The organism is Flagellimonas eckloniae (assembly GCF_001413955.1).
GTDB classification, from domain to species: domain Bacteria; phylum Bacteroidota; class Bacteroidia; order Flavobacteriales; family Flavobacteriaceae; genus Flagellimonas; species Flagellimonas eckloniae.
Genome location: NZ_LCTZ01000002.1, coordinates 3,406,860 through 3,420,059, shown reverse-complemented (window position 1 = coordinate 3,420,059; position 13,200 = coordinate 3,406,860). Strand labels below are relative to the sequence as shown.

General features: G+C 37.0%; 8 protein-coding genes. 6 read left to right on the top strand and 2 right to left on the bottom strand.

Annotated features, from left to right (window positions below):
- Positions 1–57: 57 nt before the first annotated feature.
- Positions 58–1,077, bottom strand: coding sequence for a LacI family DNA-binding transcriptional regulator (locus tag AAY42_RS14725; RefSeq protein WP_055397959.1), 1,020 nt, complete (start codon positions 1,075–1,077; stop codon positions 58–60).
- 371 nt (positions 1,078–1,448) lie between these two features.
- Here AAY42_RS14725 and AAY42_RS14720 point away from each other — a divergent pair, with 371 nt between their 5' ends.
- From AAY42_RS14720 to AAY42_RS14700, 5 genes are all read left to right on the top strand, one after another.
- Positions 1,449–4,454, top strand: coding sequence for a SusC/RagA family TonB-linked outer membrane protein (locus tag AAY42_RS14720; protein ID WP_082433458.1), 3,006 nt, complete (start codon positions 1,449–1,451; stop codon positions 4,452–4,454).
- A 15-nt stretch (positions 4,455–4,469) separates the two neighbouring features.
- Positions 4,470–6,086 (top strand): RagB/SusD family nutrient uptake outer membrane protein, encoded by a 1,617-nt coding sequence (locus AAY42_RS14715; RefSeq protein ID WP_055396566.1) that lies wholly within the window; start codon positions 4,470–4,472, stop codon positions 6,084–6,086.
- Positions 6,087–6,264: 178 nt separating this feature from the next.
- Positions 6,265–9,600, top strand: coding sequence for a VCBS repeat-containing protein (locus tag AAY42_RS14710; RefSeq protein WP_055396564.1), 3,336 nt, complete (start codon positions 6,265–6,267; stop codon positions 9,598–9,600).
- 65 nt (positions 9,601–9,665) lie between these two features.
- Positions 9,666–10,598, top strand: coding sequence for a YeiH family protein (locus AAY42_RS14705; RefSeq protein WP_055396562.1), 933 nt, complete (start codon positions 9,666–9,668; stop codon positions 10,596–10,598).
- 38 nt (positions 10,599–10,636) lie between these two features.
- Positions 10,637–11,641: a LacI family DNA-binding transcriptional regulator gene (locus tag AAY42_RS14700; RefSeq protein WP_055396559.1), complete on the top strand. Its 1,005-nt coding sequence runs from the start codon at positions 10,637–10,639 to the stop codon at positions 11,639–11,641.
- Here the strand turns inward: AAY42_RS14700 and AAY42_RS14695 are convergent.
- Positions 11,638–12,180 (bottom strand): NADPH-dependent FMN reductase, encoded by a 543-nt coding sequence (locus tag AAY42_RS14695; RefSeq protein ID WP_055396557.1) that lies wholly within the window; start codon positions 12,178–12,180, stop codon positions 11,638–11,640. The genes AAY42_RS14700 and AAY42_RS14695 overlap by 4 nt on opposite strands.
- Before the next feature lie 124 nt (positions 12,181–12,304).
- On the opposite strand from AAY42_RS14695, the gene AAY42_RS14690 reads away from it, so the two are divergent.
- A complete protein-coding gene (locus AAY42_RS14690) occupies positions 12,305–13,195 on the top strand; it encodes an aldo/keto reductase (RefSeq protein ID WP_175288774.1) in 891 nt (296 codons plus the stop codon).
- Positions 13,196–13,200 lie beyond the last annotated feature (5 nt).

Genomic DNA, 13,200 nt, shown 5'->3' with positions numbered 1-13,200 from the left:
TTAAACTAAAACTTGGTGAGTAAATTGAGTTGCCTTAGTTTTAAGGTCGATGCAAACTTAATTAATTGTGGAATCTCTTACCACCAAAGTAGGTTCTAAAATTTTGGTTTGAAATGTTTCTTCTTCATTCTCGCTTTCCACTTTTTCAATCAACATTTGTGCGGAAATTTCGCCCATTTTTTCTCCGTGTTGGGCAACAACGGTAAGTCTGGGGTTTGCAAATTCGGAAAGAAGTCCGTTAGTAAAACCGATAAATGATACGTCTTTGGGGATATTTAAACCTTTTTCTTGAAGCAAGCGCATACTAAAAACGGTAAACACCTCATTTACACAGAGTACTGCATCAACCTCCTGATTATTGAAGAAGTGTCGAATGCTTTTTTCATCTACTTCCATTGTGGAAAGCTTAAGTATCTTCGACTCATCAAGGCTTAAGTTGCTCTCTAAAAGAGCTTTTCGGTAACCTTCGGCTCTTGCCTTGCTTACACTTAGGTAATCATCAGTCGTAATTAAGGCAATCTTCTTTCTTCCTTCATCGATAAGCTTTTTTGTTGCCATATAGCCTCCCAATTCATCGTCAATGATAACTTTGTCGCAATCAACTTCATTGGTAACACGATCAAATAATACTAAAGGTATTCCCTGCTCCGTAACTTCTTTAAGATGGTTATAATCGTTTTTAGCTTGGGTTTCTGATGATAAAGACATAATGAAACCATCGATACTGCCATTTGCCAACATTTCCATATTGATTACTTCCTTATCAAAAGATTCTTCAGAAAGACAGACAATTACATTGTATCCTTTGGCATTTGCATATTTTTCAATACCACGAATTACTGTTGTGAAAAAATGATGTACAATATCAGGAATTACAACCCCAATATTTTTAGTCCTTTTATTTTTAAGACTTATTGCAATATTGTTGGGCTTGTAATTATATAATTTGGCAAAAGCTTGAATTTTTTCTTTCGTATCTCTACTTATCTCCTCACTATTTTTAAGTGCTTTTGAAACAGTAGAAATTGAAACTTCAAGTTCTCGGGCAATATCCTTTAATGTAATCTTTGTTTTCAAAATCATTGAGATTATTAGATCATAAACATTTTTGAAATTACTCAATTAAGATAAGCAAGCTTCATTAAATAAATCTTTTTAACAAATACAATTACAAAGCTTATAAAAAACCCATAATAGAAACCAAAAACATGCTAAAAAATAAAAATAGTATCTTAGCAAATAATTATGGATTTCTCTTAATTTATATCCTTAAATTGAGATTTAAATAAATTATCACTTATAAATCCATAAACCTTTCACAATTTCAAAGTTATTAACACGAAACCGTTTTCGTAGAACATTGAGTTCTCCGTAAATTTAGATTAACATTTTTTTTATATATGTTTAACACTTGAATTAAAATTAACTAAACTTAAAATTAATTATTTATGAAGATTACGCTACTAAAAAGCTTTTTGCTTTTAGGTGCATTTATGTGCTTAAGTCTAGCAGAAGCTCAAACAGTATCTGGTACTGTTTCGGACGCTAACGGTCCTCTACCGGGAGCTAGTGTTGTTGTCAAAGGAACAACAAACGGTACGCAGACTGATTTTGATGGTAACTACACTTTAAATGATGTTGCCGCCGATGCAGTTATCACCTTTAGTTACATTGGTTTCTCCACTCAGGAGATTTCTGTAAGTGGACAAACAACTATTGACGTTGTTTTACAAGAAGATGCCAATGAGTTGGATGAAGTTGTTGTTGTAGGTTATGGAACACAATCCCGAAGAACAACTGTTGGTGCTGTAGAAAGTGTCAAATCTGAAGAATTTAACAAGGGTGTTATTGTAAACCCGCAGCAATTAATCCAGGGTAAAACAGCTGGTGTACAGATTTCTGCTACAAATGGTGAACCTGGTTCTGCAGTAAATGTTAGGATTAGGGGTACAGCTTCAGTACGTTCTAATAACAACCCATTGTATGTTGTTGATGGTGTTCCATTGAGCGGTTCAACTACCTCTCCTGGAACTCAAGGTGGAAGTTCTACTGATAACAATGGAGGAGGAGACTCCGATATTGGCCAGGGTTCTTCGTTAGACCCATTGAGTTTCTTAAACCCTAATGATATTGCAAGTATTGATATCCTAAAAGATGCATCAGCTACCGCTATCTATGGTTCTCGTGGAGCGAATGGTGTTGTATTGATTACTACGAAGAGTGGAAAATCAGGTAAAGGGGTATTGGAATTCTCTTCAACCATGTCTGTTGGTTGGATTGGAAATCGTATTGATCTTTTGAGTAGAGATCAGTTTTTAAGTGCTCAAAACACTATATCAGGTGGATCATTTGTTGATAGTGGCGCAAACACAGATACTTATGAGACCATTTTCCGCACGTCTTTCACACAGAATTACAATCTTTCTTATGGTGGAGGGAATGAAAATGGAAATTACAGAATATCATTCGGTTATCAAGACCAAGAAGGTGAGGTCGAGGATAGTACTTTTGACAGGTTAACGGCTAGAATAAACGCCTCACAACGTTTCTTTGACGGAAAGTTAAAACTTGATACACAAGCTACAATTTCTAATATTGAATCACAAAGAACACCAATAAGTGATAATCCTAATGCTCGTGGAGATTTATTATCTGCAGCATATGGTTTTGCACCAGATCAATCTCTTTTTGAGGATGACATAAATGCAGGTGGCCTTGGCGGTTTCTATCAACCATCGGCAGAGAGAAGAAATCCTCTGGCATTGTTAGAATTAACACGTAGTACTTCAAGTACATTAAGAGCGCTTATTAGTGTTGGTGCGCAATATAATTTTACAGACAACCTAAGTTTCAAGACGACAATTGGTTTGGACAAATCAACATCTTCAGGTAATAGTGCGCAATCAAGATTATTTAAATCTGGTCCTACAGAAAATATTGGTAGAGTTCAATTAAACGAATTTGATTTGACCAACACTACTTGGGAATCTTACTTTACCTATAATAAGGATATTGGAGATGATGTTTTGAACATGACTTTAGGACATTCTTATCAAGAATTTACCAGAGAGACAATCTTTATAGAAGGTGCCAATTTTGAAACCACAGATTTATTTCTAATGGTAAACAATATTGCCCGAGCACAAGACTTTGCAGCAAACACTACTGGTGAGACGGATGAGTTACAATCTTTCTTCTTCAGAAGTAACTATTCTCTAAATGGTAAGTTTAACTTTTCAGGTACCATAAGAATTGATGGTTCATCTCGTTTTGGTGTAAATAACAAGTATGGAACCTTTGGTGCTTTAGGTGCTTCTTGGGAATTGTCTGAAGAAGATTGGTTCCCTGACGTTTTTGACAGGTTTAAATTTAGAGCGGCTTACGGTGTTACCGGTAACCAAGAAGGTTTAGGTTCTAACCAATACACGCAAAGAGAACGTTTTGGCACTGTTAATGCTGCTGGAAATCCTGCAACTACGGGAATTGTCGCTTTTCAAAATGATGATTTAAAGTGGGAAGAAAACGAACAAATAAATGTTGGTGTTGATTTTGCTATTCTAGACAATAAAATTTCAGGTTCATTGGAGTATTATAACAGAACAACTACCGACTTCTTGTTACAAATACAGAGTGCTCAACCCGCAGATCAACCTTTCTTTTTCCAAAACGTTGATGGTGACATTGTAAACAAAGGTGTAGAATTAAGTTTAAATGCAGCAGTTGTAGAAACTGAAGATTTCAGTTGGAATTTCAACTTCAACATCGGCTATAATGACAACATGTTAAAAAATTATAGCGGTCCGGATATTCAGGCAGGTGCTATTAACGGTCCTGGATTAACTGGTGCTTTTGCACAGCAATTGTCAAATGACCAACCTTTATTTAGTTTCTATGTAAGAGACTGGCAAGGATTGGATGCTGATGGTAACAACATTTTTGCAAATAATGCTGTACAATCCTTTATTGGGGAAAGTGCTTTGCCCGATGTTACTTTAGGTATAACTCAAAACTTCAATTACAAAAATTGGGATATGAGCTTGTTCTTTAATGGTTTGTTCGGACAATCCATTTACAGCAATGACCGAAATGCATTTTCAACTATAGGGAACCTTTCACAAGGTAGGAACGTATTCGCATCCACATTACCATTTGTTGGCGTGGAGAACCCATTCAATCCTGCAGAAGTATCATCTAGGTTCTTGGAAGATGGGTCATTCTTAAGATTACAGAATGTTACTATAGGACATAATTTTGATTTGTCTGAAAACAGCATTTTTAGCAGCTTAAGGATTTTCGCAAACGCTCAAAACTTGTTTGTAATAACTGACTATAGTGGTCAAGACCCTGAAGTCTCAACTCCTAGAACCTTAAATAATGTTCCTTCATTAGGTATAGATTTAACGGCTTATCCTAGACCAACAACAATATCTTTTGGCTTCAATGCAAGCTTTTAAATAAAAAAAATAACAATGAGAAAAGAAACTTTTAAAAATCGATTTGTCCAGTATATTGGGGCGGCAACAGCCCTATTGCTAGGACAAGCATGTACGGACTTGGAACCCACTTTTTCAGATTCCGTGTCCATTGAAACCTCATCTGGGGAATTTAATGGAGTTGCAAGTAGCTCAGCTACACTAGATGCTTTGTACAGTAGTGGTGCAAGTAATGGTTTGGGAATAAACAATGCTCAAACCCAAACCGATGATTACGCTCTTTCTGAGGTAGCTGCAGATAATATTGCTGTTCTTACTAGGGGTGCTGACTGGAGTGACAATGGTGTGTGGAGAGTATTGCATGCACACACTTGGGACCCCAATCACCTTTATGTTCTTCAATCATGGAATAAACATAACGCGGCTATCTTATTAGCGACTCAGTTATTGGACAGCAGATCTAATCCTAGTGCAAGTGAAACAGCACAAGCTCAAGTTATCAGAGCCTTTCATGTTTTTTCAGTTTTGGATTATTTCGGACAAGTTCCTTTTAGAGGAGTAGATGATGATTCTACAGTAGATCCTACAGTTCTTACACCTTCTGAAGCATTTGCTTTGGCCAAGTCTGATTTGGATGCAGCAATCTCAAGTGGAAACTTATCCACTCATGGTCCAGATGCTCCGTTGAGAGACGATTCAAGTGGAGGTGCTTTAACAGATGTTGGTCAAGCAATGGCACATTTTATGAGAGCTAGGCTAAACCTCAATGCCGAAATCCTTACTGGAACTGCTGGTGATATGAATCAGGTAATTTCTGATGTAAATGCAATTGAGGCATTAGGTTTCCAACTTGATGGTCTTGGTGCTGACGATCCTGATGGTGATGAGAGTTATTTCGATATTTGGGATATGGCCAACAATACAAATCAAGAAGTGATTATGATGTTGGATGGAGATGCCAGAACTAGACTTTATAATATGACACATCCCAACCAAGGCGGTTGGAACGGTTTTGTTACCATGACGGAAACTTTCAGGTTGCATGGGACAAATGATCCAGCAGTTGATGCACGTGTAGGTGAATCTGGTGAAAATGTAATTGGTCTTACCACAGGGTATGTCCGAGGGCAACAAATTGATCCCAGTGGTACACCTCTTGAAGACAGACAAGGAAACCCCCTTGTATATGAAGATGAGCTTTTAACGTCTTTGGAAGTAAACAATGAGCGTAATGGTATCCGTATCGTAAAATATCCTGTAAGAAGTGCCAGTGGAGGACTTCCTGGAGATGGTTTTAGAGATTATGTTTTTGCGAGGTTTACAGACGCTGCATTGATGAGAGCTGAAGCTGGATTAAGAGGCGGAACAGGTGCTACACTCACTCCATTGGAAGAGGTAAATGCCATTAGGGCGAGAGCTGGTGCCGCTGCATTAGGCTCACTAACCCTAGATGATATGCCAGATGTTCTTGCAAGAGAATTAAATGGTGAAGGTGTAATTGGAGGCAGAAGAGATGTCCTTAGAAGATTTGGACTATATACAACTGCAACATGGGAAATGAAAACTGTAGTCGAAGACTTCAGGGATTTATACCCTATCCCAGGCTCTGCAATTGCAACCAACCCAAATTTGGTACAGAATCCTGGTTACTAAGATTAAAGTTTAAGTTTATCAAAGTAAAAGAGGGCACTAAGTGCCCTCTTTTTTACTTAATCCAATTTTTATAACTATTCTATTCCTAATTATAAGTTTGTTTTCCTAACTTGAAGTGCTTTTTTGTTTGGAATACAATCTACTCTTATCGAAATCAATCAAACTTATTCTAAATCAGATGCCCAATAGATTTTTACATTATTTTCTATTCTTCATCATTCTAACTTCTGTTTCCTGTTCAAAAAACAAAAGAACTGAAACAAATCTTTCAGACGAAACTCTTTTTACCTCTTTAGATAGCACACAAACTGGTATATCGTTTGTAAATGAAATAGAAAACGAGGAAGACTTCAACATTTTTCTATATCGCAATTTTTATAATGGCGGCGGAGTGGCAATAGGTGATATAAATAATGATGGTCTACCCGATATTTACTTAACAGCCAACCGCAAAAAAAATAAGCTATTTCTAAATAAAGGAGATTTTACCTTTGAAGATATCACCAATTCGGCGGGTGTTAGCGGAACAAAAGCATGGTCCACCGGTGTTGTTTTGGTTGATATTAATGCCGATGGGCTTCTTGATATCTATGTGTGTAATGCAGGAAACATTAAAGGAGACGACCAAAAAAATGAGCTTTTTATTAATAATGGTGACTTAAGCTTTACGGAAAAAGCTCAGGACTACAACTTGGCCGATAGCGGGTTTACCACCCACGCAGCTTTTTTTGATTATGATAAAGACGGAGATCTTGACGTATATATGCTCAACAATAGTTTTATCCCGGTTGCAAGCCTTGGATATGAAAATAAAAGAGATCTACGTGCGGAAGATTGGAACGTAATTGATGAAATAAAAGGAGGAGGGGATAAACTTTTTAGAAATGATAATGGAATTTTTAAAAATGTAAGCGAAGAGGCAAACATTTACGGAAGTCTTGTTGGTTTTGGTCTTGGTGTTACTGTTGGCGATATAAACAATGACCTGTATCCTGATATTTATGTGTCCAACGATTTTTTTGAACACGATTACCTCTACATCAATAATCAAGATGGAACTTTTACGGAAAGCATAAAGGATTGGGCCAATCATCTGAGCTTATTTTCAATGGGTGCAGATATGGCCGATATCAATAATGATGGAAAATCAGATGTTTTTGTAACGGACATGCTTCCCGAGGAGGATGAAAGGCTTAAAAACACCACCACCTTTGAAACCTTCGATACCCATCAACGTAAACTCCAAAATGATTACTATTACCAATACATGCAGAACACTCTGCAATTGAATACGGGAAATTCTTTTTCAGAAGTTGCCAACTATAGTGGGGTTTCTGGAACAGATTGGAGTTGGGGAGCGCTATTATTTGATATGGATAATGATGGATACCGCGACATTTATGTCTGCAATGGAATTTATCACGATTTGACCAATCAGGATTTTATTGACTTTTTTGAGGATGTTGCCAGACAACAAACTGCGGTTAAAGGCACCAAAGAACAGAAAGATGTCATTATAAATGCAATGCCTTCTACCCCAGTTTCCAACTACGCGTTTCAAAACAATAAAAACCTCACATTTTCCAATACTGCACAGGATTGGGGGCTAAGTATACCAAGTTTTTCAAATGGGGCCGCTTATGGTGATCTAGATAATGACGGAGATTTAGACATTGTGGTAAACAATGTAAACCAAGAACTTTTTGTATACAAAAACAATGCTGAAAAGAACAACAATAACTACCTGAAAATATCATTGGAGGGAATAGCGCCAAACACTTTCGCAATCGGAAGTATTGTTGAGCTATTTGTTGATGAAGGAATTATAAGACATGAATTAATCCCTTCAAGAGGGTTTCAATCTTCAGTTGAGTATGGAATGACCATCGGACTGGGACAAACAACAAAAATTGATTCACTACGGGTAATCTGGCCCGATGATAAAACCCAAATACTTAAGGGTATTGCAGCAAATACAGCATTAACCCTAAAACAGTCAGATGCAAATGAAATCTATCAAGTGATTGAGGAAACTCCAATTCCTTTTTTAAGTGAGATAAAGTCTAACATGCCCTCACATCAAGAAAATAAACACATAGATTTTGATTATGAAGGTTTGATTTCAACAATGTTATCCCAAGAAGGACCTACGGTTTCCATTGCTGATATTGATAATGATGGCAACGAGGATGTATATGTTGGAGGCTCCAAGGGTGAAGCCGCCAAAATTTATTTTCATAAAGGAAAAGGTGAACTAAAATCAGCTTATACTCAAGATGCTTTTAGGGCGGACCGATTTTTTGAAGATACCGCATCCGCATTTTTGGATATTGATGGAGATGGGGACATGGACTTGGTTGTTGGATCTGGAGGAAACATCCCCAATGACTCCCCTAATTATTCCAATCGCATTTATTTAAATGACGGGAAAGGGAATTTTACAAAAAGTCCAAATGCCCTAATAAGCTTAAACACCAATGTTTCTGTAATTGTGCCTCACGATTTTGATGATGATGGCGATGATGATTTATTCATAGGTAGCAGAAGCGTACCCGGAATTTATGGTGTAAATCCTGAGCATCTTTTTTTGCAAAATAATGGTGATGGAAGTTTTTCGGATGTGACTGAAAACAAGGCGTTCCATTTAAAAAATGCAGGGATGGTTACTGATGCTACCTGGGCTGATATTGATGGGGATTCAAAAAAAGACCTTGTATTGACAAGTGATTGGGGCGCTCCCCAAATCTTTAAAAATAATGGTAGAAGATTAAGTCCCAAAGCCAGTTCGTTGGACAGTTTATATGGTTGGTGGAACACTGTCTACCCAAAAGACTTGGATAATGATGGGGATATTGATTTAATTTTCGGCAACCAAGGAAGTAATTTTGCGTACAAAGCTTCCAAAGAAGCTCCATCAAAAATGTTCATCAATGATTTTGACAATAACGGAACCATTGAACAAATTGTTACAAAGCATATTGAAAATAGGAACGTACCCGTTGCAATGAAAAGAGAACTTACCAATCAGCTGGTTTCCCTTAAAAAGCAAAACCTTAAATTTTCGGACTATGCCACCAAAAGTATAGATGAGCTTTTGGATTCAAAAGTGTTGGAAAATTCTATTGTAAAAGAAGTCAATACTGTGAAAAGTATGATTGCATTGAATGATGGTAATGGAAATTTTGAGCTAAAACCATTGCCCAAAGAAACACAGTTCTCTTGCGTTTGTGATATTAATTGCACAGATATTGATGGTGATGGAAAACTCGACATCATCCTTGGTGGTAATAAATACAACTTTAAACCACAGTACAGTAGATTGGATGCCAGCTATGGTAGCGTTTTAATGGCAAAGGAAGGTGGGAAATTTGAATGGTTACCTTACCAAGAGTCCGGTTTTTATGTAAGGGGCGAAATTAAGCACTTGCTCCCTTTTAAGGATCGGAACGGACAGGAATACTTGTTTGTGGCAATAAATAATGAAAAACCAAAGATTTATAAATATAGCAGATAGGTCTTGGCATTAAAATAAAAATGTAAACGTTTACATTTTTATTTGTAGTTTAGCGTTCAATTAGAATGCTTTCAAAAACAGCTACATACATATTAGGTGCGTTAGTGCTCATTGGCACCTTATTTGGGTATATTTCCCCAGCACTTGCACTTGCCATTGGTATGATCTGTGGAATATTTAGGATCGCGGACCAAAATTTAATTCAAAAGAGTACAAACTTTCAAAAGATTCTACTGCAATTATCAGTCGTTGGGCTTGGTTTTGGAATTCACATGCAAGAAGCCATCGAAGTTGGTTCAAACAGTTTTTTCATCACTCTTGTAACCATTGTTTGCACTTTTATCATAGCATTTGCCATTGGGAAAGTTTTAAAATCTGAAAGAATTACCACCATTTTGGTAGCATCGGGAACAGCAATCTGCGGAGGTAGTGCCATTGCTGCTGTGAGTCCGAGCTTAAAGGCAAATTCCTCACAAACTTCAATATCACTGGCAATTGTTTTTTTATTAAATGCCATTGCCTTGTTTATTTTTCCATACATCGGGAAATACTTCGACCTAACCCAACTGCAATTCGGGACCTGGAGTGCCATCGCCATACATGATACCAGTTCAGTAGTTGGTGCCGCTGAAGCTTTTGGAAATGAAGCCCTAAATGTGGCCACAACAACCAAACTGGTCAGAACCCTTTGGATTATCCCTTTGGTATTGATTATTTCCTTTGGCTCCAATTCCAAGGAAAAGTTTGCCTTTCCCTGGTTTATTTTTGGATTTATTGGGGCAATGCTTATAAATTCATACCTGCCATCAGCAGAAATTTTTAGCCCTCATATTGTTTGGGGTGCCAGAAAGGCATTGATTTTTACACTTTTCCTTATTGGTTTGCAGATAAATATTTCACAGTTAAAAAAACTTGGTTTCAATATTTTAATTGTTGGTATTTTTACCTGGATAGTGTTGGGTGTTGTATCCTTACTTTATGTTTTAAATTATATCTAATTTTTAATCAATATTCGGAGCTACTTTTATAGTTGATTATGGCTGGAATAAAAGAAATTTCCAAAATTACGGGCTTATCCCTGGCAACCGTATCCAGAGTGTTCAACAATAGTTCTTTGGTTTCTCCGAAAACCAGGGCAAAAGTGATGAAGGCCGCTGCATCAATTGACTATCAACCCAATATCATGGCAGCCTCCTTACGAAGTGGAAAAAGCAAAATCATTGGTGTTGTAGTCCCAGAAGTGAACAACTATTTCTTTAGCGGAATTATAAATGGTATTGAGCAAATTGTAAGCGATTCTGGGTATAATATCATTATCTCTCAGTCACATGAATCCCAAGAAAAGGAGAATGAAGCCTTAAATTCCTTTTTAAAGCTCCAAGTGGATGGCATACTAATATCCATCTCCAAGGAAACAACCGATTTTTCGTCAATTCAAAAAATTATAAAGAGTAATGTTCCGGTAGTATTTTTTGACCGAGTTCCTGACCTTAAAAACATTAACTCTGTTACCCTCAATGACTACAAAGGTGGTTATATGGCCACTGAGCACTTGTTAAATGAAAATTGCAAGAACCTTCTCCATATTTCAGGAGACTCCAAAGTTTCAATTTTTGGTGAACGCCAAAAAGGATTTTTAGATGCTATTTTGAATAAGAATAGCATTGAGTATACTATTGTTGAGCTTACTTCATCAATAGAAATGGATAGGGAAATTCTCAAAAAAACATTTGAAACCAATCCAAAAATAGATGGCATTTTTGCCTATGGCGATGAAATGGGTCTTCATGTTTTAAACCTTTTGAAGGAACTACATATTGACATTCCAGGCAAAGTAAAGTTGATTGGGTTCGGGAATGCCAATTTTAGCGGTCTCACACAACCTAAAATCAGCACTGTAGATCAGGAATGTTCCCAAATGGGCGAATTGACAGCAACTCTTTTGCTCAATACCTTAAAGAATAGTAAAAGTGGGCCGAAAACAAAGGTATTGTCCCCTAGACTCATAGTGCGCGAGTCCTCGTTAAGCACTAAAGTTTAGAACTTTAAAATCTGTACAACCTGTTTTTGAATAGTTTCTTCACCATCGGCAGAAAGTGAATTGTCCTCCGCATTCAATAATTTAAAAATGGATGATATTGGGTTTTTATTTGGATGTACATGAATTCCTAAATGGTTCAAAACTTCCGCCAAATGGTCCATTCCCCTTAAATTTCCAGCTCTTCCAGATGCAATACCCGTAATACACGCTTTTTTATTATCAAAACTTGGTTTGTATTCCCTTATGGACATGGCATCCAACAGCAACTTTACAATTCCGGGATAGCTGCCATTGTACTCTGGTATAAAAAACCAAAACTTTGTGGAAGGTATAAAATAGGTGTCCTGTATATGCTGGATCATTTTTGGCTGATCGGAGTCCTTGTACATGTTTTCATAAACAACATTCCCCTCCAGTTCTGATAAATCCAAAAACTTTACTTCCTCATTGGTTTCCTTGCTAAGCTTCTCATAGGCGTACCTGGCAAAATGCAATGTTTTATTGTTTTTTCTATTGGATCCTGAGATAATTGTAATCATCTGAGCAGTAAAATCAAATTAAATATATACAAAGATGCAATATTATTAATTTTTATAATGTAAACGTTTACATTTATCATATATTTATTTAAATTTGACTAGTAACACCCATCATTTAATGACTATGAAACTGACAAAAGACAGTATTTCACCATATGTAATAGGTACCATGCGATTGGGTACTTGGGGAAGCAACCTTTCCACATCGGAATATGAAAATTTTATTGAAGGGTGTCTTGATTTGAATCTTATAGATTTTGACCATGCCGATATTTATGGCCATTATACTACCGAAGATGACTTTGGCAATGTGCTGAAATCAAGAAAAGATTTAAGACAAAAAATGCGCATTACCACCAAATGCGGTATAAAGTTGATTTCAGAGAATCGTCCAGAACATCAAATAAAATCTTATGATCTAACGGCAAAGCATATTGAAGCATCTGTGGAAAAATCCCTCGCAAGTCTTCAAACGGATTATTTAGACGTGCTTTTGTTGCATAGGCCCGATTACCTGTTTGACCCGTATGAAATAGCGGACGTCTTTTCCAAATTAAAAAAAGAAGGAAAGGTTTTGGAGTTTGGAGTTTCAAACTTTTCTCCATCCCAATTCGATGTGTTGAATTCACTGACGCCCTTAGTTACAAATCAGGTAGAAATATCTCTTTTACATCGCAACGCATTTGAAGATGGAACTTTAGATCAATGCCAAAAACTAAAGATAATTCCATCCGCCTGGTCACCATTGGGAGGCGGTCTATTATTTAAAGAAAGTTCAGACACCAAGATCAAGGCCATTCAAAGCACTTTGGCAACACTGGCCAAAAAATATGATGCAGCAACAGATCAAATTCTATATGCTTGGTTACGAAAACACCCAGCTGGAATCATACCTGTTTTGGGCACATCGAAGATTGAACGCATCAAGGCAGCACAGGAAGCTTTAACCATAGAACTGACCCATGAAGAGTGGTACATGCTCTGGGAAGCTGCCCTGGGAAGAGAAATAGATTAACAAAG